Annotated in this window: 23 protein-coding genes and 1 pseudogene; 12 read left to right on the forward strand and 12 right to left on the reverse strand. The window is 64.5% G+C overall.

Going from position 1 to position 24,305, the window contains the following annotated elements:
* Positions 1 to 20: 20 nt before the first annotated feature.
* Entirely contained in the window at positions 21 to 1,046 is a 1,026-nt protein-coding gene (locus tag BC102111_RS14535) for a GNAT family N-acetyltransferase (protein WP_101624717.1), read from the forward strand.
* Here BC102111_RS14535 and BC102111_RS14540 read toward each other — a convergent pair.
* From BC102111_RS14540 to BC102111_RS14575, 8 genes and pseudogenes are all read right to left on the reverse strand, one after another.
* On the reverse strand, positions 1,007 to 4,750 hold the full coding sequence (locus BC102111_RS14540; RefSeq protein WP_146001437.1) for an FtsK/SpoIIIE domain-containing protein: 3,744 nt from the start codon (positions 4,748 to 4,750) through the stop codon (positions 1,007 to 1,009). The two genes, BC102111_RS14535 and BC102111_RS14540, sit on opposite strands and share 40 nt — an antisense overlap.
* A gap of 170 nt (positions 4,751 to 4,920) precedes the next feature.
* Positions 4,921 to 5,382 (reverse strand): pilus assembly protein TadG-related protein, encoded by a 462-nt coding sequence (locus BC102111_RS14545; protein WP_009376031.1) that lies wholly within the window; start codon positions 5,380 to 5,382, stop codon positions 4,921 to 4,923.
* Between the two features lie 3 nt (positions 5,383 to 5,385).
* Positions 5,386 to 5,829: a hypothetical protein gene (locus tag BC102111_RS14550; protein ID WP_009376029.1), complete on the reverse strand. Its 444-nt coding sequence runs from the start codon at positions 5,827 to 5,829 to the stop codon at positions 5,386 to 5,388.
* Positions 5,822 to 6,235, reverse strand: coding sequence for a TadE/TadG family type IV pilus assembly protein (locus BC102111_RS14555; RefSeq protein WP_009376027.1), 414 nt, complete (start codon positions 6,233 to 6,235; stop codon positions 5,822 to 5,824). Before BC102111_RS14555 ends, BC102111_RS14550 begins: the two co-directional genes overlap by 8 nt.
* Complete coding sequence (locus tag BC102111_RS14560; protein WP_373270485.1) at positions 6,232 to 6,513, reverse strand: hypothetical protein; 282 nt, start codon at positions 6,511 to 6,513, stop codon at positions 6,232 to 6,234. The genes BC102111_RS14555 and BC102111_RS14560 overlap by 4 nt, the downstream gene beginning before the upstream one ends.
* Before the next feature lie 177 nt (positions 6,514 to 6,690).
* The gene (locus tag BC102111_RS14565) at positions 6,691 to 7,629 is read right to left on the reverse strand and encodes a type II secretion system F family protein (protein WP_009376023.1); all 939 of its coding nucleotides are present in this window, start codon (positions 7,627 to 7,629) and stop codon (positions 6,691 to 6,693) included.
* Positions 7,626 to 8,555 carry a type II secretion system F family protein gene (locus tag BC102111_RS14570; protein WP_095376466.1) on the reverse strand — a complete coding sequence of 310 codons (930 nt, stop codon included), beginning with the start codon at positions 8,553 to 8,555 and terminating at the stop codon, positions 7,626 to 7,628. The genes BC102111_RS14565 and BC102111_RS14570 overlap by 4 nt, the downstream gene beginning before the upstream one ends.
* Positions 8,552 to 9,394, reverse strand: a pseudogene (locus tag BC102111_RS14575) (TadA family conjugal transfer-associated ATPase); the annotation flags it as partial. The gene BC102111_RS14570 and the pseudogene BC102111_RS14575, both read right to left, overlap by 4 nt.
* 19 nt (positions 9,395 to 9,413) lie before the next feature.
* Between BC102111_RS14575 and BC102111_RS14580 the strand changes: the two are divergent.
* The gene (locus tag BC102111_RS14580) at positions 9,414 to 10,817 is read left to right on the forward strand and encodes a recombinase family protein (protein ID WP_101624720.1); all 1,404 of its coding nucleotides are present in this window, start codon (positions 9,414 to 9,416) and stop codon (positions 10,815 to 10,817) included.
* A gap of 148 nt (positions 10,818 to 10,965) precedes the next feature.
* On the opposite strand, the gene BC102111_RS17605 is transcribed toward BC102111_RS14580, so the two are convergent.
* Positions 10,966 to 11,496: a hypothetical protein gene (locus BC102111_RS17605; protein ID WP_146001438.1), complete on the reverse strand. Its 531-nt coding sequence runs from the start codon at positions 11,494 to 11,496 to the stop codon at positions 10,966 to 10,968.
* A 335-nt stretch (positions 11,497 to 11,831) separates the two neighbouring features.
* Between BC102111_RS17605 and BC102111_RS18230 the strand changes: the two genes are divergently transcribed.
* The 7 genes from BC102111_RS18230 to BC102111_RS14610 all read left to right on the forward strand — a co-directional run bounded on the left by BC102111_RS18230 (position 11,832) and on the right by BC102111_RS14610 (position 18,232).
* The gene (locus BC102111_RS18230) at positions 11,832 to 12,092 is read left to right on the forward strand and encodes a helix-turn-helix transcriptional regulator (RefSeq protein ID WP_146001439.1); all 261 of its coding nucleotides are present in this window, start codon (positions 11,832 to 11,834) and stop codon (positions 12,090 to 12,092) included.
* Between the two features lie 192 nt (positions 12,093 to 12,284).
* Entirely contained in the window at positions 12,285 to 12,521 is a 237-nt protein-coding gene (locus BC102111_RS17835) for a hypothetical protein (RefSeq protein WP_180960657.1), read from the forward strand.
* Positions 12,522 to 12,769: 248 nt separating this feature from the next.
* The gene (locus BC102111_RS14590) at positions 12,770 to 14,032 is read left to right on the forward strand and encodes an AAA family ATPase (protein ID WP_101624722.1); all 1,263 of its coding nucleotides are present in this window, start codon (positions 12,770 to 12,772) and stop codon (positions 14,030 to 14,032) included.
* Between the two features lie 326 nt (positions 14,033 to 14,358).
* Entirely contained in the window at positions 14,359 to 14,739 is a 381-nt protein-coding gene (locus BC102111_RS18265; RefSeq protein WP_444500369.1) for a zinc finger domain-containing protein, read from the forward strand.
* A 378-nt stretch (positions 14,740 to 15,117) separates the two neighbouring features.
* The gene (locus tag BC102111_RS14600) at positions 15,118 to 16,077 is read left to right on the forward strand and encodes a hypothetical protein (RefSeq protein ID WP_146001440.1); all 960 of its coding nucleotides are present in this window, start codon (positions 15,118 to 15,120) and stop codon (positions 16,075 to 16,077) included.
* Positions 16,078 to 16,085: 8 nt separating this feature from the next.
* The gene (locus BC102111_RS14605; protein WP_101624725.1) at positions 16,086 to 16,703 is read left to right on the forward strand and encodes a hypothetical protein; all 618 of its coding nucleotides are present in this window, start codon (positions 16,086 to 16,088) and stop codon (positions 16,701 to 16,703) included.
* Positions 16,700 to 18,232 carry a terminase large subunit domain-containing protein gene (locus BC102111_RS14610; protein ID WP_101624726.1) on the forward strand — a complete coding sequence of 511 codons (1,533 nt, stop codon included), beginning with the start codon at positions 16,700 to 16,702 and terminating at the stop codon, positions 18,230 to 18,232. Before BC102111_RS14605 ends, BC102111_RS14610 begins: the two co-directional genes overlap by 4 nt.
* Positions 18,233 to 18,248: 16 nt before the next feature.
* On the opposite strand, the gene BC102111_RS14615 is transcribed toward BC102111_RS14610, so the two are convergent.
* Positions 18,249 to 18,911 carry a hypothetical protein gene (locus BC102111_RS14615; protein ID WP_101624727.1) on the reverse strand — a complete coding sequence of 221 codons (663 nt, stop codon included), beginning with the start codon at positions 18,909 to 18,911 and terminating at the stop codon, positions 18,249 to 18,251.
* 12 nt (positions 18,912 to 18,923) lie between these two features.
* A complete protein-coding gene (locus BC102111_RS14620) occupies positions 18,924 to 19,766 on the reverse strand; it encodes a PASTA domain-containing protein (protein WP_101624728.1) in 843 nt (280 codons plus the stop codon).
* A gap of 123 nt (positions 19,767 to 19,889) precedes the next feature.
* Here BC102111_RS14620 and BC102111_RS14625 point away from each other — a divergent pair, with 123 nt between their 5' ends.
* From BC102111_RS14625 to BC102111_RS14635, 3 genes are all read left to right on the forward strand, one after another.
* On the forward strand, positions 19,890 to 20,105 hold the full coding sequence (locus tag BC102111_RS14625) for a helix-turn-helix domain-containing protein (protein WP_232252822.1): 216 nt from the start codon (positions 19,890 to 19,892) through the stop codon (positions 20,103 to 20,105).
* An 80-nt stretch (positions 20,106 to 20,185) separates the two neighbouring features.
* Positions 20,186 to 21,700: a DNA methyltransferase gene (locus BC102111_RS14630; protein WP_101624730.1), complete on the forward strand. Its 1,515-nt coding sequence runs from the start codon at positions 20,186 to 20,188 to the stop codon at positions 21,698 to 21,700.
* A 74-nt stretch (positions 21,701 to 21,774) separates the two neighbouring features.
* Positions 21,775 to 22,464 (forward strand): hypothetical protein, encoded by a 690-nt coding sequence (locus BC102111_RS14635; protein ID WP_146001441.1) that lies wholly within the window; start codon positions 21,775 to 21,777, stop codon positions 22,462 to 22,464.
* A gap of 116 nt (positions 22,465 to 22,580) precedes the next feature.
* Here the strand turns inward: BC102111_RS14635 and BC102111_RS14640 are convergent, their stop codons facing one another.
* On the reverse strand, positions 22,581 to 22,985 hold the full coding sequence (locus tag BC102111_RS14640; RefSeq protein WP_180960658.1) for a hypothetical protein: 405 nt from the start codon (positions 22,983 to 22,985) through the stop codon (positions 22,581 to 22,583).
* Positions 22,986 to 24,305 lie beyond the last annotated feature (1,320 nt).

Raw genomic sequence — 24,305 nt, forward strand, 5'->3', positions numbered from 1 at the left:
TGCCGCTAGGAGCGCTTCCCATGCCGATCAGACCACTTGCCGACGGTGACGATCTGCGACTGAACGAGGTGTTCGCCGATGCCCCGACTCCAGCCGCTCACATGGCCCGCTCCCTGTTCCGGCCGGCCTCCGACTCGCCGCTGCTGCGCTCCGTCCTCGCCGAGGTGGTCCCCGGTGTCCCCGTCGGTGCCGCAGCGATCATGGAATCCCCGCTCCACCCGCACCGAGCGTGGGTGAACGTCGAGGTCGCCGCCGAGGAGCGCGGGCACGGCCTCGGACGCGAGCTCTTCGAGGCGGTCACCGCCGAGACCGCGGGCACCGCTCTCGAAGGCCTCGATCTCCGTGCCCGGGTCGAGGCGGGCAGCGGCGGTGAGGAGTTCGCCGAGGCGCTCGGCTTCGTGCCGCTGACGACGACGCGGGTGATCAAGGTTCCCGCTGGTGCTCTGCCGCCGAGCGGCGGCGGCCGCGCTGAGGACCTCGAGATCGTCTCGACGGGCTCGGTCAAGCTGACGAAGGCGTTCGCTCAGTGGTACGCGGCGGTCAACCGTGATGATGCGGTCGCGCCGCTGACGATCGGCCAGGTGGCCACGGCGTTCCTCTCCGAGGCCGCCGGTGCCCACGGTGCGGCCCTGCTCACGAGCGATTCCGCGGCGGCCGGTTCCGGCAGCGATGCGGCGAGCGGGCTGAGTGCCTTCGCCGTCTCCTATGCCCGCGAAGCCGAGCCTGCACCGGTCGGCGGTGCCCAGGATGCCTCGGCGAACCTGCCCGGGAACGCCGAGGAGGAGCCGGCGACGGAACTCATCCTCGGCTCGATGTTCGAGACCCGCGAGGACGTCGCCGACGCATCACCCGAGCAGTTCGAGGCGGCGGTCGCCGACGCCGAGCTGCTGCTCGCGAGGCTCTCGGTCGACGCCGATGTCGTCATCGAGGTGACGAGCGGGATGCCGGTGGTCTCCGCACTCACCGATCGGCTCCTCGCCGCCGGCCAGGCGAGTGAACTCTACCGTTATGAGACGCTCACGGGACCTCCTGCCGATACGCACTGAGACGGGTCCGACATCGCCGCAGCTCGGAACAGTCTGACCGCGCGGGTGCGCTCCTCGGTGACGAGCCATCCGGTTCCCGGGGTGCCGTCGAGCGGAGGCAGACCGAGGATTCCCAGATCACTGAGGTCCTGTCGGGTGTGGTTGCCGATCACCAGCATCGGGCCGAGGGTGTGCGCTCTGCTCAGGGGCGAACCGTACCCGGGAATGAAGCGCACCGGCATCGTCACGACATGAAGCCCGCCGTCACGGAGGTCGAGAGCGGCCGCGTCACCGAGCAGGTGCGCATCGTCGGTGATATGGATGTCCCGACCGGCTGCCAGCATCCTCTGTGCCAGTTCGGTCCGCCCGCTCTTCGGGGAGCCGCGCACGGTGAGCACGGAGCCGTCTCGGGCGGGGTCCCAGTCGACGACGGCGCCGAAAGGGTCGACACCAAGTGGAACCGTTCCCTTTCCCCATCGGCGGATCGCCTCGGCAGTCGCGTCGTCGAGGCAGCGGTCATCGTCGAGACCGTGCCACCGGGGTTGAGCTTTGAGCCGGGATAAGGTGTTCGCGCATGACCCGCCGGCCACGGCATGAGCCTGGGTGGCCGGGGTCCGACTGGCCGGAGTCCGATTGACCGGGGTCTGAGTGCCAGGGATGTCGCCGATGTCGGGGGCGTGCGGGGCGAAGAGTCTGAGTTGCAGGTCGGCGCCCTCACTGCCGGTCGCTGCAACGCGGGGGCCGGTGAGGACCGCACGCAGGCGCGGCCATGTCCCGACGAAGCGCTGCCGGGAGAGCCCGACGCTCAGTCCGTCGCCGCCGTTGCTCGGTGGGAAGGTCACTCTCGTCGGGAAGGTCGACGTGCTCAGCAGCGCCGAACGGCATCCGGCGAGGAGGAAGGTGAGCCCGAAGCCCGGCGCGTGGGCGAGGAGACGCTCGAGGGCTCCCGCCGTTCGGTGGTCGAGGGAGTCGACGAGTTCGCTCCAGTGGTCGCAGACGACGAGCGTCGGCTCCGGCCTGCCCGCACTCTCGGTCGTCCGGGAAAGATGATCGATGACGACATGGAGCCGCCATCCTGAGGCCGTACCGCATCGGATCGACGCCCAGTCGATGATCTCGGCGATGCGACCGAGGGCGACGATGCGATGGGTAACCGAGGCACTGGCCGCCATCTGTGCGAGAGCTGCGGCGACGTCGGAGCCGGGATCGCCGATGACGGCGACCGAGCCGTCGACGTGTGGATCAAAGGTCCATACGTACTGACTCTGTTCGGCGGGAATGTCGACGATTCCCGTGAACGGCGGTCGCGGTGCCAACTGGTCCCGGCCCGCTGCCGACCCGTCGAGGCTTGCCGCTCGGGCGGCGACTCCATCGGTGTCGGGCAGAGGCGGGCGCACCACTCGACCCTGACTCACCGCCGTCGTCGGTGAGGCACGACGGTGGGCGTCGACGAGGCGATCGACCGATATCCCCCGGACATCGCCGGTGGTCGACCCGGCGTCGCACCCGGGACTCCACGGTCGCAGTCGCGGGCGGTGCGGGCCGGGGTCGGCGACCGCCTCGGCGAAGGGGACAGCCACGCGGAAGCGGGTGAGAGAGGATCCGGCATCGAGCAGCGCTGTCCCAGGGCACGCAGGCGGCAGGTGGGCGGCGTCGGGAACTCCGATGACGTCGAGGGAGTCAGCGTCGTCGCGGACCCGCAGGCAGATCCGGATGTTGATGTTCGCCTTCATCTGACCGGTGACGATGCCGAGCGGCCGCTGGGTGGCGAGGATGAGGTGGACACCCAGCGACCGCCCGAGGGCGGTGAGATGTTCGAGGAGGTCGGCGGCACGGGGGTGGGTCGACATGAGGGCATGGAATTCGTCGATGACGACGACGAGGCGGGGTGGAGGGTCGGCGAGGTCGTCGATCGAGGCGCGGCCATGGGCGGCGAGCAGTCGCTCGCGGCGCGTGATCTCCGCCCGAACGGAGACGAGCGCCCTTAAGGCGGCGGCGGAGTCGAAGTCGTCGAGGACGCTGTCGGTGTGAGGCAGCGCTTCAAGCGGCGCGAAGGTGGCTCCTCCCTTGAAGTCGATGAGGATGAACGCGACCTGGTCGGGAGAGTGCTCGAGCGCCAGGCCCAGGAGCCAGGTCTGGAGGAGCAGCGACTTCCCGCTGCCTGTCGTGCCGGCGACGAGGGCATGGGGTCCGTCCCGGAAGAGGTCGATGCTCACCGCTCCCGCGGAGCCTCTTCCGACGATCACGGGACGGTGGGATCGTGCGTCCCACCGACCGATGATCGACGACGGAGAGTCGTCGTAGTGGTCGGCGAGACCGTGGTGGAGGTCGACTGCCGTCGCCGGCGGTGAGCTGCCGGACACGAGGCTGTGAAATCGGCCCGGCGGCATGAGGCTGGCGGTGAACTGCCTCCCCGGGACCGGGCCGTCGGGGGCAGTCGACGTCGTCGTCCGGGCCCGGCCGAGCCTGCTGAGTACGAAGGCGACCGTGGCGGTCGGTGCGGGTGCCTCCAGACGGAGGATGGCGCATGTTCCGGTGCTGTCGATGTCGAGGGCGATTCCCGCTGACGTGCGAGGGTCGGTGGCCGTTGCGGTCCCGGAGGCGGCAGCGAACCCGACGAGTTCGGGGCGGCGTTCGAGGTTCGCCGAAAGTCTCCATTCCCACCGCCGATCGGCAAGCCAGGCCAGGAGCATCGACAGCAGGAGGTCGTGCTCACCGGTGACGACGATCGAGGTCACTCGCGGGTCGACCGAGATCGGAGTGTCTGCGATGACGGCGTGCTCGTCGAAGTGATCGATGCGGTCGGCCAACTCCGGTGCGATGCTGATGCGACTGATGCTCGGCCCGAACCCGAGGCACAGTCCGGGGATCTCCATGGCGTCACGACGGCGTGCGCCGACGAGGCCCTCGGCACGGGTGACGGCCGCGTCGAGCGCGAGAGCGGTGTCGACGAGGTGTTGGGCGCTCTCGCGCGTGAATCGACGCTTCTCGACGATGTGGGCAAGGTAGCCGGACAGGGGCGCAGACAGGCTGAAGAGGAGGAACCACCACATGCCCGTGAGCAGGGCGAGGGCGATGCCGATTCCGATCGGGATGAGGAATGCCCACCACTGCGGGGGCCGGGCCGGGCGCGGCTCCTCGACCGCGGCCGGGGCGACGTGGACGGTGTCGCGTCCACCGATTCCTGACGGCGGAGGGGGCGGTGCACCGCGCCCGACCCGGTCGAGGACGGATCCGGGAACGACGATCGAGGATCCGATCACGGTGTGGGTCCCTGAGGCGCCGAGATCGAGGAGGGTGGGCGAGCGGGAGAGACAGGGATCGGCGAGGAGGAGCGCTCCGTCGGTCGGGACGCGGCTGAGCAGGGTCGTCCTGGGATCGATGTGCAGATCGAACCCCGAATCCGGACCGGCGACGACCGCGACGCTCGTCGGTCCGCTCCCGCGATGGAACCGGTGGGCGCCGATCACGGTGACCGGGTGGTCCGCCCGCCACTCGGCCCACGTCGGTGTGCGGATGCTGTGGCGCTCGCCCTCGGCCATGTCAGGGTCCGCCGACGGGAGGTCGCCAGGACGATCGGCGGCGGCCACCTCGTCGACGGAAACAGGTCTGCCGAGGACGGTCGAGAGGACGTCGAGCAGCGGCAGATCGCCGTCGGCATCGAGGATGTCGGTGCGAACGTGGGCGCTGCGATCGATGGTCTGGAGCACTCCGGTCGTCCTCATCGTCACAGCGTTGCCGACCAGCACCGTGGTGCCAACCCCGTTGCGCACCCCTGTGGATTCCCGCTGAGCGTCCACAGAGTTCGGGCTCACGAGTGGGATCGCGATCCACAGGGAATCGAGCACCAGTCGCCGTCGGGTGGCAGAGGAGCGCGGGGATTGCGATCGCCGAGTCAGGAGATCCGCAGCGACCCTCGCGCGTAGGCGGTGGCGCTGAGGTCGATGAAGCGGGGAACGAAGGGGGAGAGAACCGCTGGGATGTAGTCGGCGCGGAGGCGGATGACCACCGAGTGTTCGCCGTCGACGTCGGCGTCGACGCCGATGTTGCGCAGGTCGTCGGGGGTGTCGACGGAGGCGACGTAGCGGACGGCTGCGCGTTCGGCGGCGTCCGGAGAGAACACGAGTCCGGGGTCGTCACCCGGGGCGGGCTCGAAGGAATCGGAGGCGGCCAGTGCCGCGGAGTCCGCCACCGCCTGGAGTTCCCGCCGGGCCATATGGAGATCGGTGAGGGCAGCGATGAGGAACGCCAGCAGGAGAGCGATGACGACGAATCCGATGGCCAGCGGCGTGATCGACCCGCGGTCCGACCCGTGCCGGTCGACCGATACCGCGTCTGCGGTGCGCGCAGACTCCACGGCTCACCCCTCTCCCGAGGTTGCGACGACGTCGGTGTGCGAGGCCCGCATGGTGATGTGCGGGGAGTTCGCGGATCCGAAGAGCAGGGGAATCCCCGGCAGCGGGACCTTCGTCTCGACGGTGGCGGTGACGAGCGAGCCTGCTTGTCCACAGGGTCCCGAGCATGAGTAGGCGATCGAGATGGGGACGTCGCGGAGCCCGAAGTCGGCGAAGTGCATGGCGGCGACATCCTCGGCGCGCTGTTCCGAGGGGTTCGCATCCCTCGCTGCGATCCGGGAGGCCGATACCGCCGCCGAGGTGGTGGCGTAGCTGGCGGCCTGCAGCTGGGAGAGCGCGAGCATGAGGTAGACGACGGGAATGAGCAGGACGACCGCGGCGAAGATGAACTCAACGACGGCGGTTCCCGAGTCCGCCCGATCGGCGGCCCTGTCGACGACCTCAGTCACGGTCGACGTCCTCGACGAGGGACCGTCCGCTCAGCTCCCACACCTCGGCGGGCCCCCAGAGTCCGACGACCGGCAGCGGTGTGCGGACACTGACCTCGACGATCTCGACTCCGTCCCGGCTCTCCGAGGCCACAGTGATCTTCTCGGCGTATCGGCTGCCGAGGGACGTGGTGATGAGCTCGGCGGTCAGTCGTCTCCCGTCGCTCGCGGTCTGGTCGGCGAGCCCGGCCTGCCTGGCTCCGGCGATGGCCGAATCGATGACGGTGTTGCGGACGTGGATGACCAAGCCGATCTGCAGCGCACCGGCGAGGACGAGGGAGAGAAGGGAGGCGACGAGAGCGAACTCCGCGATCGCTGACCCGGTGTCGCCGCCCTCGCAGCGGTCTCGGCGCGACGGTGGGCTCACCCGGCACCTCTGACCTTGTTCATCGCGTCCTCGAACATCGTCGTGAAGGCCTCACCGGCGAGTGCCCACAGGGCGACGACGAGCCCGGCGGTCATCAGGGTGATGAGCACCCAGCCGGGGACGTCTCCGCGATCAGGGCGGTCACGGTCGGTTCGCGCAGGGGAAAAGCCCGAACCGGGGCCGGTGACGGTCCGCCGGCGGTGACCAGCGGTGCGTCGGGGGAGGGCACGGCCTCCCGGAGATGCCTGGTCGTCATCTGCCCAGCCGAGCGTGAGCAGGGTCAGGCGGGTCATGAGGTGATGGAACATCGGGTCTCCTTCATGGGGTGGGTTCTCTCTGCGGGGGGGGGGGGGGGGGAGGGAGAGGGGGTGCAGGTGGGTCGAGGGGAGGTGGATGCTGGGGTTGTGAGGGCGTGGTGTGGGGGGGGGGGGGGGGGGGGGGGGGGGGGGGGGGGTTCAGGGACTGAGGTCGAGCACGGCGAGGGAGGGGAAGACCGCGAAGATCACGGTGACGGGCAGGACGAAGACGACGACGGGGATGAGCATGCCGATCTCCTTGCGTCCGGAGAGTTCGAGGAGGCGGCGCCGGGACTGCTCCCGGACGTCGGCGGCCTGTGCACGGAGCACCTCGGCGAGCGGTGTGCCCCGGGTCATCGAGACGGCGAGGCCGTCGACGAACTGGACGATCTCGGGGATCGCGATGCGTGTGGCCATCTGGTCGAGCGCCTCGACGAGCGGGGTGCCGGTCCGGGTCGCGGCGAGCGCGGTGCGCAGTTCGTCGACGAGGTCGCCCGAACACGTCCGGCACACCCGTTCGAGTGCTTCGACGATTCCCTCTCCGGCGGTGATGGAGAGGGTGAGGAGTTCGGCGACCGTGGGAAACTCGGCGAGGATGCGCGATTCGTGGCGCGCGATCGCCTGGCTCAGGCGCCAGTCGTTGACGATGTGTCCGGCGACGCCGCCGCTGATGACGAGGACGATGACGACGATAGGGGAGAACCCGCGCTGAGCGGCGATGAGCGCGGCGAGGCCGCCGCCGACGATCATGCCGGTGAGGATGCTGAGGATCTGATTCGTCCGGAACCGTTCGATCGATGTCCGCCCGCCGAGGCGGCTGATCCGCCGACTGAGCGTCGCATCGGTGGTGATCCGCGAGGTGATCCACACCGATGCCGTCATCGCGGTTGAGGTGAGGACCCCGATGAGGCCCTCTCGGCGCGGAGTCGGTGGGGCGTAGATGTCGACGAGCGATTCCTGGTCGCGCAGGTATGGTGCGATCCTCGCCGAGAGGGTGGGGCGGCGCAGCGGCGGCAGCGAGAGGACGAAGAATGCGAGTGCCAACCCGTTGACGGTGCCGAGGATGAGGACGGTGAGAGGATCGGTGAGCGCATTCATGCGGTCCCACCCGCTTCGGGGCCGCGGGGGAACGGGGAGCGGGTGAGCGAGGAGCCCGCGATGACCCGCGGTTCCTGTGGGAGTCGGCCGATCTTCTTCATCGCCTGGTAGGCGAGGAGCGAGACGGCGAATCCGGCGCAGAGGAGGACGAGTCCGGCCTGAGAGTTGTACGCGGCTGCGGTCTCCGGTCGCGTCGAGAGGAAGGCGAGGACCACCCACGGAGCGGCGACGGCGAGGCGGGCGCCGTTGACCGTCCACTGCTGACGCGCGGAGAGTTCGTTGCGGGTACGCGCGTCGTCACGGACGAACTGGGCGAGTGCTCGCAGCATCGTGCCGAGATCGCTGCCGCCGACCTGTCTCGTCACGCTCAGAGCCGCGACGATCCTGTCGGCGACCGGGTCGGCGGCGACCTGCCGGAATCTCTCGAGCGCGATCGCGAAGGATCCGCTGGCGCGGTACTCCTCGGCGAAGACCTCGAAGAGCGGACGCAGGGGCTCGGGTCCGCGATGGGCCAGCGAGCCGAGGGCTTCGGGGAGGGAGAGTCCTGCCCGCACGCCCGAGTTGAGGTGATCGAGGGTCTCGGGCCAGAGTTCGCGACGGAGGACCTGTTTGCTTCGGGCGCGGTGCTGCAGGTACCGGTAGGGCAGCCATGAGGCGAAGAGGCCGAAGCAGAGTGCGATCGCCCAGGACCCCGTCAGTGCGGTGGCGACGATCGTGACGACGGTGAGGACCGCGACCGTGAGGAGGACGAGGTGGATCGGATGCATCCGCGGGAAGCCCGCGGCCGTGAGCATGTCGTCGAGTTCGCGGACCCACCGCCGCTGCGTTCGCGTGGCCGGCTTCCGCTCCCACAGTGACATCCAGACGAGCAGCAGCCCGGCCCCCAGACAGGCGCCGATGAGCAGGCTCAGCTGCGAGTAGCTCATGCCGCTTCCAGGAGTGAGTGGAGGTCCTTGCCGATCATCGCGAATCGCTCGCCGAGGTGGCCGAACCCCTGTCCGCGGACGAGCGTGCCCTGGGGCGAATGGAAGATCGTGTCGAGTTCGATGACATCGCCTTCGACTCCGCCGGGCACGGCGCAGATCTCGCTGACCAGCCTGACCCCGGTTGCGTCCCTGCGCAGGTGGACGACGAGGTCGATGCTCACCGCGACGGTGGGCACAACGAAGGCTGAGGAGATGTTCGACCCGGCGAGGAGGGGAAGGGTGGAGATCTTCGTGATCGCGGCGCGGGCGGAGTTCGCGTGGATCGTCCCCATTCCCGGCAGGCCCGAATTGAGCGCGACGAGGAGGTCGAGGCTCTCGGCTTCGCGGACCTCGCCGACGATGATGCGTGTCGGTCGCATCCGCAGCGCCTCCTTGACGAGGGCGCGGAGGGTGACTTCGCCGGTGCCCTCGAGTGAGGGTTGACGACACTGCATCGGCACCCAGTCGCGGCTGGGGAGATTGAGTTCGAAGACCTCCTCGCAGCTGATGATGCGCTCGCGGGAGGGAATCGAGCCGGCGAGGGCGTTGAGCATTGTCGTCTTGCCCGCCTGTGTTGCCCCCGAGACGAGGATGTTGGCACCGCACGCGACCGCGGCGTCGAGGAACCGCGCCGCCGCCTGGCTGAGGCTGCCTTGGGCGACCAGCCCGGCGAGGTTCCTCGGTCGCTGGATGAACTTGCGGATGTTCACGGCGGGGGAGGACCGGGTGATGTCGGGGAGGACGACGTGGAGTCGAGATCCGTCAGGGAGCATCGCGTCGACGAACGGCTGTGAGAGGTCAAAACCTTAGAATTGACATATGAACGCAGAAGCAAACGACCCCACGATCAAAGCCGCCATCTACGCCCGGATCAGTCGAGACCGCGCAGGAGCTGGCCTCGGAGTCGAGCGGCAGGAGCGAGACTGTCGACAGCTTGCTGACCGCCTCGGCTGGACTGTCGCCGAGGTCTACGTCGACAACGATATAAGCGCCTACTCGGGTAGGACTCGACCGCAATATCGACAGATGCTCCGCGACGTAGAGGCAGGAAAGATCACCGGCATAATCGCCTGGCACACCGACCGCCTCCACCGCCGCACTGTCGAGCTGGAGGAATTCGTTGCCGTCGCAGAGGAGCACGGCACGAAGGTGCAGACCGTGACTTCGGGGACAGTGGACCTCTCGACCGCCTCGGGCCGTATGGTCGCCCGAATGCTCGGCGCAGCGGCTCAGCACGAGATCGACCACGCTCGGGAGCGTATGAAGGCTAAGAAGGCGCAGATGGCGCGTGAAGGGAAGTACCGAGGCGGTCAGCGGCCCTACGGATTCGAGAAGGACGGAGCGACCGTGAGAGACGACGAGGCCGAGGTGATCCGCCGCGCGACGAAGGGCATCATTGCGGGCCGGTCTCTTCGAGGAATTGCCGACGAGCTGAACGCCGAGGAGCTGACCACGTCGACCGGGCGATCATGGACATATGCACGGCTCCGGGATGTCCTCGTGCGCCCTCGCAACGCTGGCAAGCTGTCGACCGGCGACCCTGGTCATGGCGAGCCGGGCATCCTCGGAGATGCCGAGTGGCCCGCCATCGTCTCCGAGGAAGAGTGGACTGCTGCCTACAAGATATTGACTGACCCATCGCGGCGAATCCAGCAGGGAAACGCGACCCGCTGGCTCGGCTCGGGCATCTACATTTGCGGCAAGTGCGGAACCGCAATGCGTCCGGCACCGACCCGAGGAAAGTACCTCTACAGATGCACGGCTCAAGCACACCTCACTGTGATGACTGAGCAGACGGACTCATATGTCCGGGCTGTCGTCGCCGACCTCGTACGCGATCCCCGAATAGTCGCTGCCCTCGACGACGACGGTGAGGAAGCTAACGCGGACCGTGCCCGTCGAGCAGAGCTGGCGACCCGCTTGGAGACGTTCGAAGCGGACTACATGGACGGCACCATCTCGGGAAAGATACTCCGTGCATCGACGGACAAGGTGCAGGCGCAGATCGACGAGATCGACCAGAGGCTCACCGCCTCGATGCAGAGGTCCGCGTCCTCGAAGGTGACTTCCGCCGAGGACCCTGGTGCAGCGTTCCTGGACGCTCCCATCGACATCCAGCGCGCCGTGCTCGCTGCCGTTGCTCGGGTTGAGATTCGCCCCGCCGACCGCGCCGGTGTCCGCTGGAGCGAGGACCGAGTTCGGATTACTCCAGCGGACAACTAACCCTTTGGTTCGGGCGAGTGGCCGGGACCTGAGGTTTTCCGCAATGACCGAAGGGCGGGCTGAGTCAGAGACTGTTTGAGCTTCGGTTTAAATGGGACGGAAACTGCAACGCGAAAAGCTTGCTGAGTACTGTTTGGTGAATGTACCGCTAATTGCCATCAACACGAAGCCCTGGTATCTCTTCCTCGGTTGGCGGCCAGCCTGGTACTGGGATACGCCGCGAGTGTGCTGCGATCTTCCACTGGCCGTCCACCCACCTTGTTAAGAAGGTGTGTCCAGGAGCGGATTCTCCCGCTGCCTTAGTGCCCGCATAATGATCCGAGGTAACAGACACTACCTCTAAGTCCACTCCGGCGAGATCGGGCGTCATGACTAGCGCGGGCCGGTAGTCCAGGGCTCGATAGACTTCACGCCAGTGAGCTATGTAGTCCCGAATCATCGGCTCGAATAGCTCGTGTGAAGTCGAACTAGACAGTTCTTCAGCGAGGTCATCGCGCGAACCCTCATCGTGTGAGGAATGCTGGGAGCCAGGTCCAAACAGCCATTGCTGTGCAAGTACCAGCTGGAGATTCGCGTCCAGGCTCCACCAGAGCTTCTCTGGGCGATCCGCTTCTTCGAGCATTTCGATCCAACGGCATACGGTTTGAGCGCCGCCCGGAACGTCTGAGTTGTCATCCATGCCGACGACTGTAGCCTCAATTTTCCGAAGTCACCAGCAGTCTCCCTGCGTTCTGCGGCGGACAGGTCGCGGTAAAGAAGAGCTTAGATTTGATTGTGGAGACACTTTTGCATTACCTAATGTATTACTCTAACCGCCTTACATAATTTGCTAATAACGCCCAAAATGCTAAACTCAAATCTCAAGCGCGAAGCTAGCGAGGGCCTGCCCGACGGATAGACAGGCTCGGCGATCAGGCGGAGGTCAGGCGGGGAGCGAAGCCCTGCAAACCCATCCCAGCGAGCCGTCATAGGACCAAACTCGGGCGCGTTCTTCTCAGTGAAGGACAGACACCCATGTCATCTCGACACTTACTAACTGTTGGCGAGGCCGCAAGCTACCGGGGATGCTCCGGCCAGACGATTCGAAACTACATCGCCAAGGGATATTTTCCGGCTTATCGATCCGACGAGTATCGAGGCATAGTAGTCGACCGAGACGAAATGGACTCCGCTCTCGCAGCACTCCCACAAGCGAAGGTCCAGGCCCGTCCGGATCGAATGCCATTCGGCAAATTCGCGTCGGTTTACAGCCTGCACCCGGATGCTCGCCGATGAGTGCGCAGAAGGCCGCAGGACGGCTCAGAACCCCCTCGACGGACACGGACACTTCTAGGGTCCAGAACGTCTCAGAGAGCGCCCCTCGTGCGCCGTTCACGCTGACCGATGAGCAGGTTAATCGAGTGGCGACTCTTCTCCTCGCTGCACGGAGGCCTCGACGTGCTCAGTGAGCGAGAGCATCGACTCCGCTTGATCCGTGACGACATCACCGCCGCCGACAGAACGAGGGCCGAGGAGCGGCGGCAGGCCGATGCACGACAGCGCGAGGCCGAGGAGCAGGCTCGGCAGGCCGAGGCGGCCCGGCAAGCGGAGGAGGCTCGCAGGCGGGCAGCGCCGACCCGCTCGACTCATGAGGTCGCGGCGGCATTCGACGACTGGCAGCGCCGCAAATTGAGGGGCGGGTCGATTGCAACTCAACGCTTCTGAACCTCGCCACACACAACATAAGGACGAAGCCGCTGGACCGTGGGCCGGGCACATCAGCCGAGATCATCTCGGCGAGAAAGGACCTGGCATGAGAGACAGTCAGAGCAGAAAAATGCCCCCGACTACACCGAGGGCACTTCTCACATGGGCATCGAGATCGAGCACGACGGAACCGAGAGCGAGGCCCTCGCTGAGGATGAAGCCTGATCCAGGTTCAATTTTTGTCCCCACCGCTGATCGGAGGGGCGATGTCAACGCTACCCAACAATGAAGAGTCTGCAAGTTTCAGCTCAGACGACCCGAACGACAAAGTGAAAGTAGTCGAGATGGTCGGCAACGAATTGTTTCTCCTCCCCTCTAAGCAGCCGACCGAGACGGTGGCGGTGCATACCGAGGAGCCGAGGCGGACCTCGGGAGCCAGTGGACTGCTGAGGCCGTCCACCGCCGAGCACCTCATACAGGGCATTGCCACCGGGGCGCGGCGAGCCGAGGAGCCGACCGTCGGTCTCCTGGCTTTACCTGCTGGCGACGACAGGGACCCCCTCAGCTTGCTCTATCGGGGTCGCGTAAATGGCATCGCTGGCGAGAGCGGGAGCGGCAAGTCCTGGACGGCGATGGCGGTTGCCCTCGATGAGATCGAGAGCGGAAACAGCGTCCTCTATGTCGATTACGAGGACTCCGCCGAGGGCATCTATACCCGCGCCCTGGCCGCTGGAGCTGACCCGGACACGCTCGCGGATGACCTCATCTACTTCTCGCCCGAGGGCAAGCTCGACGAGGAGGCATGGACCGTGCTGGAGCACGTGCTCGATCAAGTCCAGCCGTCCCTCGTCGTCATCGACTCGACAGGTGAGGCCCTGAGCACTCACGGCGCGAACCCGAACGCCGACGAGGAGGTCGCCGAGTGGTTTCGGACGGTGCCTCGACGTATCGCTCGACACCGCCCTCCGGTCACCGAGGAGCAGGAGCGGAAATGGGCGAAGGTCCGAGATGTCCGCCCCCACTGGCACCCTCCTCGGCCCGAGGGGCCTGCCGTCCTCGTCCTAGATCACGTCACGAAATCGTCATCGGAGGGCGGAGGCAGTCTGTCTCCTATAGGCTCCCAGCGCAAGCGTGCCGCCATCGACGGGACACTTTTCATCCAGCGGATGAAGGAGCCGTTCTCCCGAGGGGCCGAGGGGTATGCCGAGCTGGTGGTGTCGAAGGATCGGCACGGCCATTTCCGCCTCGGCGAGAAGGCCGCCGTGCTCCGCGTCGCTCCCGACCACGAGACGCCCGCCACGGGCACTCTGGAGCCGCTGAGCCTCACCCTGGAGGAGGTGCCATCCACCGAGGTGCAGAAGGCCGCGAGAGCGGCGAGCAAGCTCGATGCCGAGGTGGCGAAGCTCAATGACATGGACCCTCCGCCGAGGTCGAAGAGAGATGTCATGGACCGGACCGGCTGGGGAGACAAGAAGGCTCTCGATGTTCTCCGGGCCTGGCGAGAGAGGCAGGGACTCGACCATGAGTGAGGTCGTATATCGGCGTTGCAGCCGTGCCCCTGGTGCCCCTCGCCTGGCGCTGGTGCTGGTGGTGTCGTTGGTGTCCCTCTCTAAGGTCGGGACACCACGACACCACACCATTGCACGGCGGTGTCACGGGGCGGAGGACACCGCACGACACCACATGACACCACCCCCACTATTCCCAGTAATGACGCGGATGTGGTGGTGTCGTTGGCAAAAAGCAGGGGACACCACCCCTCAAAAATCGGTGTCGAAAAGTGGTTTCGACACCGACACCACCACCGACACCACTCGCGCGTACACGAGGCGCGACGTGAAGAGAGGAGCTGAAAATGGCTGATTGTGCAACTACACTCCCGACCGCCGAGTCTGACGCTGACTCAGCCCATAGTCACCCCGACTTAGGGCCAGCCCGGTCGATCCACGTCCCGAAGCGCTCGAAGTTGTTCGATCTCGTGGAGGCGGCGAAGAGCATGCCCTGCCCGATCTGCCGGTCAAAGCGAGGTAGCTGGTGCCGAGGCAACCTCGGCTATCCCACTCGCATCTTTGACGACTGCTACCTCCATGTCGTGAGGCTAGAGGCGGCGATACTGGCCGATGACAGCCGGAAATTAGGACAGTCGACCATCGTGTCGGCAGTGGCCTCGGCAGGCGGTCCACTCAGCGCACAGGACCGCACCGACGCGAGTCCCGGAGGCGAGGACCATGCCTAGATCGAGGAACAGCCCCACGGCGGCATTCTCGCCGCTGTACGACGCGATGGCCGAGGAGCGCCCCGCCTGCGAGGGTGACCAGCGGTTCATCGACGACCGCATCAGGCAGAGCGGCGGCCTCCGAGACCACATCGACTTGAAGCAGACCTGCCGATCCTGCCCACTGCTAGACCTGTGCCAGGACTTCGCCACCACGGCCAGACCTGAGGCGGGATTCTGGGCGGGCAAATGGCGCGGCGGTGAACCTCGACCGCTGAGCCGCAACGGCGGTGATCCGCTGTGATCCATCCCCACATCGGCACCATCAAGAACCTGCCACGGCTGACGAGGCTGTGGCGACGACTCACCACTACCATCACCACCACGAAAGGCCCCACCATGATCGAGACCAACCCCTACGCTGAGAACTTCACCCCCATCGTCGAGCTGGTCGACGGCTGGCTCGCCTGCCGCGTCTGCGGTGTGGCGACCGCGCCGACCGTCCAGCATGGGCGCGACACCATCATCTCGTGGGGCCGGGAGTACCGGGGCGGGTCGCCGTCACTGCGAAGGAAAGCGGCGCAGGAGTTCGAGACCACCATGACCAGGTGCACCACCTGCGAGGAGCGCCGGGAGCAGGCCGTGGCGGTCAACATCGAGCACCCGACCGGACGAGGGCAATACGTCGCTGACGTGATAGCGAACACCGCCGTCGAGCGTGCGCTCGCCGTCGCCGCCGTGGCCGAGCACGACCTCAAGCTGACCTCATCTCGCCGAGTCCGCCTCGCAATTCGTCATCTCACGCCCAAGGCTCTCGGCCTGGTGTGGGAGAGCAGGTTCGCTCCCGTCGCTGAAGCCGAGGCCGACCCGAGCACCGGCGCGGCTCTGCCGTGGTCGCACGTGCCCGAGGAGGGACGTGCCAGCGCCCGGCAAGCGGTGGCCGCGTTCCTCCGCGCTGTGACCGAGCGCCCTGAGCCGACCCCAGCGCCTACGGGCGGCGGTTGCTACCTCTGCGGGGTCGCCTCGGTCGAAGCCCTCCCCTCGCGGGCATTGTCGGCGTGGACCGAGGCGAGGGTCTCGCCGTCCTCGCTCGGCGGCACCTCGACCGCACACCGGCGCGTGTCGGTGTGCCGCACGTGCGCCGAAGCCGCTGAGGCGTACGGGGCCTACGGGCCATCAGTGATGGCGTACCTCGTGCTGGAGGCAGCAGGCATCTCGCGCAAGCTCGGAATTGAGAACGTGCGCATCGACCCTCCGGCCTGGGGCGTGATGAACATCGAACCGAATCCGACCCCATGGGCGCACATCGCCCTCGCCGACCTGCGAGAGAAGTTCGAGACCGGGAGGGTCGGGCGATGAGCAGGAAGATGAAGAGGGGCCTGACCGCCGCCGAGGCCGCCCAGCTTCCACCTGACCAATGGCCGTCGTGGTATCGCCCCTCGAAGGGCGAAGGACGCGGCTCACCGAAGCACCCGGACTTCTCCGAGAACAACGTCGTGAGTCTTCAGAGCGGCTACCGCTCACCGAGGGTCTACAGCGCCGTGAGCGCCGCCCTCGTGGCGGGCATCGTCGACGACCGACCGGACTTGAGGAAGTATCCCGAGGCCCTGGCAGCTTGGGCGGATGCCGAGGCCCGAGCTGCGCTTCTGCGTCGTCACCTGGACGAGATCGGCATCATTGGCGAGGACGGACAGCCTCGCACCTCACTGGTGAACATGCTCCGCTGGTTCGAGAAGAGCGCTACCGCTGCCCGTGACCGCCTCGGGCTGGACCCTCGATCTGAGGCAGAGCTGTCCTTGCTCAGGGCAAAAGCTGTCCGTGAGGGCACTAGCACTGCTGTCGACCTCGACGCGCTCGTCGCGCAGGGCCGGGCGGTGCTCGACGCTGGCCCCGACCCCGTGATCGCGGCACTCGACCGGGTGAAGGCCGAAGGCACCCGCTCCGACCTCCGGCCCCACACCACTCCCGAGGAGGACGACCGATGAGCAGGACACCGACCACCGCTACGCCCGCCGCGCTCGACCTCCTCGCCGCTTTGCCTCTGGAGAACGGCGCGAGGTGGGGCGAAATGGCCTACCCGTTTCAACTGGCCGACGCTCGGTCCGTGCTCGACCCCGAGGGGCCTCGGCGACATTTCCTCCTACGAGGACGCGGCATGTCCAAGACGACCGACATCGCCGGTATCACTTTGTCGCTACTCCTCACCGAGGCCCCAGCTAACTCGACCTCGCTGGTTTACGCCTCGGACGCAGATCAGGCCGAGCTGACGATGGAGGCGTTGAGCGGATTCGTCGACCGTGCCGGACTCCGGTCGAGGGTGAGAGTCCTCGGCAGGACGGTCGAGAACACCGCGACAGGTGCCACGCTGACCGTCGAGACTTCCGACGGGGCCTCAGCATTCGGTAAACGACCATGGCTCCAAATCGTCGACGAGCTGGCAGTCTGGCCGAACACGCCGAACCACCGAACACTGTGGTCGGCCATCACCTCGGCGGTTCCGAAGGTGCCAGGGTCGCGGCTCATCATCATCACGACGGCGGGGTCGCCGACTGGCATCGGGGCGAAGAGGTGGCAGAAGGCCCGGATTTCGCCCGCCTGGCATACCTCGCTCCACCCTGGCCCCTCACCCTGGTGGGCTGAGGAGGACATCGCTGAGGTGAAAGACGACCTCACGCCCTCGGAGTGGCGGCGGCTGATCCTCTGCGAATGGTCTGAGGCCGACGACGCGCTGACCTCGTCTGCCGACATCGAGGCGGTCATCCGTCCCGGCGACCCGGTGCTCGCTCCAGACCGGCGTCATGAGTATGTTGCAGCCCTCGACGTAGGTACGCGACGAGACCTCACGGCGCTCGCGGTCGGTCACGCCGAGGAGCGTGCAGCGGGCCGCGTGTTCATCATCGACAAGGTCATGAGCTGGCGACCCTCGGACAGCGGGGGTCGAGTCGACCTCAGCGAGGTCGAGGCGGCGACCCTCCGCGTCTGTCGTGAGTATGGCGCGAAGCTGAGGTTCGACAGGATGCAGGCCGAACAGCTCACGACCTCACTGGAGCGGCAGGGCATCCGAACCGAGGAGTTCGTGTTCTCATCGGCGGGCGCGAATCGTCTCGCCCGGTCGCTGTGGGGCGCGCTCCGCGACCGCTCGCTGAGCCTGCCCGACGATGACGAGACTCGGGACGAGTTTATGAGTGCTCGCATGGTCGAGACCGGCCCCTCGACAGTGAAGCTCCAGAACCCTCCAGGCACTCACGACGACCTCGTAGTCGCCGTCGGCATGATCGTCGCGGACCTCTCCCAGCGGCCCGCCGCACTCATGGGCGGGATCAGCATCCCCGGCAAGAGCGCCGTGCCCACCGACGAACACCGACTCCCGATCCCACATCGCTCGGGAGAAGCTCGGACAGTCTTGACTCCGACCGGAGGGCTACCATCACGGAGCAAGCGGCTGACAAGCGTCCGCAGACGAGCCTTTGCGGCGGTCGGTGGGCCTCGCCCGTATGGCTACGAAATTGGGTGATGACGGTGGCCAGGGATCAGCTCACCGAAGTGGCCCAGAAGGGCGTAACGACCTCTTCGTTTGCGAACGTGCCGTAGACATTCTTCACGTCGTTAGACGCGTCCGGGCGGCACATCCCGGCATATGCCGTAGCTGTCTCACCATCGGGCAGCTCGGAAATCGACATAGCTTTATCGAGCTTCTTTCCCTGCCAATTGTCGACAACGTTTGGGGACTCAACGCGGACCGGATCGGTGCGCAGGCCGACCCCGTCCTTGTAGTACTCGCCAGAAATATCGAGGGTTCTGCTCGGGTTTGTCGTCGAGCCGGTGTGATTGGAGATGGTCAGCTCGAACACGGCGACAGGGTCGCCTGCATCGCAGTCTGAGGCGACCCCTCGCTCGCTGAGCTTCGTCTCTCCGAGGTAGTCAATTGCTAGTTTCATCCCGGACGGAAATGTCGCCGTGCTGCCGAAGTCGAATCGACCGGTGCCGTCATCGGTGTACGAGGTCGCGCCGGTCGGGGCAGCAGGTGCGTCGGCCTCAGTCTGCACGTAATCGCCGTCGGCATCTTGAGTCTCGTTGGCCTGGGGCACCGACTCGGCGACCTGCGAATCCGAACTCGGTTCGTCGGTCTCCGATGTGCATGCCGAAAGTGCCAGGAGGCCGAGAACGCTGGCGATAGCTGTCATCCGCTTCATGGAGTCTCCGTCCTATTTTTCGAGGTCCGGGTTGACCATGCCCGCGTCTTTGAGGTCCCAGATGTCAATCAGTGCGCTATTGTCGAAGTCGATTTTTTCGACGGTCTCTCGGGTGTATCGAACGCTGAAAAGGTAGGAGTTGTCCTCGTTGCCGTACTTGTCGACGGTCGGACCGCTACCCATCACAACGATGCTCTTGTAGTCGGGATATTTCTCCTTCGCGGCCTGGAGCGCCGCGATGGTGTCTTGTTTCGCGCCGGTTGCGACCAGCCCGGTAGTGAAATTGTCGTCGATTTCGAACTGGACGGTGACCTCGCCCTGGTAGTAGTCGAAGTCGAACTTGTCATCGTCAGTCGACTTCGCCTCGGACTCGGACTCCTTCCCTTTGGAGCCTTTGTCCTTGGCCTTCTCATCCTTCTCGGCCTTCTTTTCCTCCGCTGACTCCTGATCGTCGTCGATCTTGGACACGGTGAGGGTGACAGCATCGCCCGGCTCGGCTTCTGCACCGGCTTGAGGGGACGTGCGCTCGACCTTCCAATTGGACTTCCGAATCACCGAACGATCCTCATCGCTCTCGTCGACAAACTCGGCCTTCAAATCGAGGTCGTAGAGCGCGTCTTTGGCTTCGTCCCCAGCTTTACCGACGAGATCGGGCACCGTTACCGGCTCGGCCTCTTCGGTGGAGCTGGCCTCGACAGTTTCAGGCGCGTCCTCAGTCTGGCCGAACAGGCCCGTAGCGGAGAGAACGACCAGCGCAGCCAGCGCCCAGACCCACCACCTCTTATAGAACGGTTTCGAGGCTCGGCGCTGCCTCGGGCGCTTCTGAGGGGCATCTCCAGTGGGGCGATCAATCATTCGGGCTCCATCGCTTCTGTAGTCCACTACATCTATACCACCATTGTGCTACTTATAAGTCTGTAGACCAAAAAGTAGCACCGGTAGACGCTTGGTCGAGTGGAAGGTGAGTTGCAGCGCGTCGTGGGAGAAAACCTCCGGCGGCACCGGTTACGGCTCGGGCTGAGTCAAGAGGCATTTGCCGAGCGCCTCGGAGTGCATCGCACCTACATGGGTGGAGTTGAACGCGGCGAGCGAAACCTTACGCTCAAGACCGTTGAGAAGTTGGCGGAGTCTATCGAGGTCGCGCCCCTGGTCCTATTGACTCCACCGGAGGGCTTCACTGGAGCTGCTAGTTGATGCTTCCATAGCTGCATCGACATTGCGGCCAAAGACGCAATGGCACGTTCTCGCTCTGTGATCGACTAGCCTAAGTAGGCATGAGCGACCTTGATGTCAGTGAACCTAACCGTCTGTATTACGGGGACAATCTTCCAGTGCTCCGAGAGCATATAGCGACCGAGAGCGTAGACCTCATTTACCTCGACCCGCCATTTAACTCGAACCGCTCGTATTCGGTCATCTTCGGGCGTGAGACCGACGATGCTAATGCTCAAATCCAGGCCTTCGACGACACTTGGCACTGGACGCCCGAGACAGAACGCCTGTACACCGATATTCAGGTAAGTGCTCCCAACGCTGTCGCAGACGCGATCTCTGCGTTTCGAATGCTTCTTGGTGAAAACGATGCGATGGCCTACCTGGTGATGATGGCCCCACGGCTGGTTGAGCTGCATAGAGTGCTTAAGAGCACGGGGACCATATATCTGCATTGTGATCCTACGATGAGTCACTACCTGAAGATTCTAATGGATGCAATTTTTGATGCGCGACAGTTCAAGAATGAAATCATTTGGAAGTATTCTGGCTGGAACAAGAAGCTCAAAGACAAATATGAAGCTCGGCATGACGTAATACTCTGTTACCAGAAAGATAAAGGTGCATACTTTGAGCCTCAAACTGCTCCGTGGGAGAGCGAGGAAGAATATCTGAAGGTTCGCAAGCAGAAGCTTCGAATTGATGACGACGGTCGGAAGTACGTTTTGTCTGATAGAGGCCGTGGTACTCGAATAAAGCGCTACCTGGACGATGCTATGGCGTACGGTCGTCCAATTGACGATGTCTGGATCATTGACAAGCTCAACAACAGTGCATTGGAATCACTAGGCTATCCGACACAAAAACCGTTGAAACTGCTTGAGAGGATCATTCGCTCAAGTTCAAAGCCGGGCGATGTCGTGCTGGACCCGTTTTGTGGTTGCGGGACTACTGTAGATGCCGCTCAAAATCTGGGCAGAAGATGGATCGGTATTGATATAACCTACGTTTCTATTGACCTGATAGTTAAAAGGCTCATGGCAACGCATGGAAAGTCGGTTCTGGACAACGTTGACGTTGACGGTATCCCGTACGACATGGAGTCTGCCAAGCGCCTATTCGAAAAGTCACCCTTCGACTTCGAGAGGTGGGCGGTGTCAAAGGTCCATGCTCAGCCGAATCAGAAGCAGGTAGGCGACCGTGGTATCGATGGCGTCCGGAAGTTCGTGATCGACTCTAAAACTATCGGTAAAGTGCTTGTTTCGGTAAAGGGTGGAAAGCATGTCGGCCCCTCTGTGGTCCGAGACTTAGCTGGCACCGTGTCGAGTAACCACGATGCGCACCTCGGTGTTCTGATTACTATGAACGACGAAGTGAGTCGTGAGACTCAACGTGCAATTGATGTTGGCGGATACTGGACCCACCCGTCGAATGGTGAGAATTACCCAGTTTTGCAGCAGGTAAGTGTCCGCGAGCTTCTGGACGGCAAGAGACTTGACTTACCAACTGCTCTAACTCCATACATTTCGGCGCAGCGTCGGATACATATGCCTGAGCAAGAGGCACTCTTCGACTAGGTACTAGCACTAGGGCAGGTCGATCCGTGAGTTCCAGCAGGGCAATTGCTGGCTGTAGGGAGTAGCTTAAGAACGTGGATCTCGCATTGCTTCTCTCGAATTTCGTCGCACCTATCGTCGTAGGGGTGGGCCTCGGTTGGATTTCGAATCGCTGGTCCAGTAGTCACGGATGGCTCCGTGCGGAGGTGCAAAGCCGCAGTAGCTACTACGCCGACGTGCTTGTGGCTGGTCAGGAGCTACGCGAAACTTTGCCGCAAATGTATGAACATGCCGAACAGTTGAGGTCTGAGGAGTTTCGTGAGGATGAATGCGAGTCAGACCCCGCGTACCTGCATGATCGGGAGCGGGTTGAGGCGTTGGCCGAAAGCGTTGTGGCGAGCTGGCGTAGGCAAGTGGCGAAAGCGCCACTGTACGCTGCTGCGGTGGTGGCTACGCCCATCCAAGCGAGTGGTGACGCGCTAGAGCGAGCGCTGGATGCATTTCACGAAGTCGATCCGTTGCCTATGCTCAACCTCCGTTGTGAAATTTTGCATGAATGGACAACAGCCGTTGAGGGCAGCATCGAGCGGGACATGGTGGATATGCGCTTAAGTGCAGTTCGAGGACTACCGTGGCGGCAGAGGCGTGCGGAAAGGAGTCATCTTAAAGAGATGTCGAAGGTCCTTGAGGTGCGCATCCACGGGACCGTTAGGGATATTTCGGCGCTCGCCGAAGAGATCGAGCGCGCTGAACAAGCGGACGAGGCGGATTGCGACGAGGGCTAAAGAGCGCCAAGATTCGTCGGGCCAGTCTGACATGAGGACCAGCGCTCCGTTCCCCGCGCGTGCGCGCGCTGACGGAGTCGTGGCTCGACACGAGAAACAAGTCAGGGCAATGTATGTCAAAAGCTTGGTTTTGAGAGGTCGACGCGGCGGCCGGAGCTGCGGAGCATCCGTTCGATGAGGTCGTCGAGTTCACCGGGGCTGAGCTTCGTCGTCGTCAGCTGGTGAGCTCCGTCGATGGCGATGAAGACCTCGCTGGGGGAGTTGATCCAAATCTCCTCGACGCGCGGATCTTCGAAATAGTCCTGTAGAGCTCCGAACCCCGAAAGCTGGTGGTCGATGAAGCGGAACGTCGCCTCACGGTCTTCGAGAGGCGGAAGATTCGCCGTCAGACTGCGTTCGTCGTATTCGGAGATGACGGTGCGGATGACTTCTCGCGAACGCTGCACATCGACTCGCGGATCCACGTCGAGGTCTCTGATCCTCTTGTGGACCTCGCTCGTGATGACCTCGGTGGCTTCCACAGTGAACCCCTGGTGAGTGTCGGCGAGTCCGCTGCCCGGCAGCGGAAGTGGTTGTCAATGTAATCGTGAAATTCCCATTTATCCAGACTTTCTTTCAATCTGTGGATAACTTCCGGTGACGTTAGGCAAATGCCATACGTGTAGTTACCGCGATGGAGAACGCGAATTCTGAGATCACCTTGTCACCGTCGACGTGGAATCCGTCGCCGTTGCCAGGGGGAAAACCGAGGCACCGCACCAGAGTTCCGGACTGTGTTGGGTGTGATTCGAGATCCCTGCGGTTCCCTTGTCGCATCGCAGCGTCTGCGTCGGGGGTTTCGCTCGTCAGTTGCTTCGGGAAGATGTGCTGTCTCAGAACGGTGGCGGGTCGGTGATGGGGTCGTGGTCCCAGTTGATCACCGGTGCAGGCCGGCGGGTGAAGCTGGTGTCGTACTCCGTGACGGGCCCTCGAGCGGCAGGGCCGCGACCGGGTTTCGCGGTCGTCGGTGTCGGATGCACGGTCGTCGGGTTGGGAGACGGCGGCGTGGTGTCGAGGTTCGGTGCCCTGCGGTGTCCCGAGGTCGAGGATTCGTCGGCCGGGCCGGCCCAAGGATCGTCTACACGACTGCCAGTGTGGGTGCTCCAGGATTTCTCGGCACGACTGCCAGTGTCGGTGCTAGGGGTCGGGGGATTGTCGTTCCAGGGTGCGTTGCCATCGGTCAGGGAATCGGCGGACCAGCTCCAGGGATCACCTGGCGTGTTCTGCGGTGACCGAGTTGCCTGAATGGGTGCAATCGCTGAGACGGGCGTTCGGTCGGCAGTCGACGTTGCCTGGCCACTCGACTCAGACTGGACTGTGGGCGTCCTTTGACTCGTCGACACGTTCTGACTCGTCGACACGTTCGGAACTGCCGGTGTGCGGCGGGGTTTCGGTTTCCGCCCACCCGTATTCCGCCGTCGGGCTGGTTGGCATTTGGTCTCGGTGGCTGCCCGCAGTCGTTTCGCACGCTGGGCGATCGCGTGCTTGCGCTGTTGGGCCAGGGACCGGTGTCCGGTGATCGGTTCGACCGGCCCCAACGGGTGATGCCCGATAGGGGGATCCGTCTCACACAGACTCCTCCCCGTACACCACACCAGCGACGACGACCGTTGTGAGGACCAGCCGCGCTCAGTGTCAGCGGTAGCGAACGGGTCACTCGTTCCTGGTGGCAGGGTGTCAAGCCCCGGGTTTCGTAGAGGCTCCTATTCTTGGTTTCCTAAGCAGCCGCGGGTTCTGTCCCGGACTGGTTGATCCATTCGGAATGGACCTCGACGGGCGGTCGGTAGTTAATCGCTGAATGC

The organism is Brevibacterium casei CIP 102111 (assembly GCF_900169275.1).
Lineage (GTDB): Bacteria > Actinomycetota > Actinomycetes > Actinomycetales > Brevibacteriaceae > Brevibacterium > Brevibacterium casei.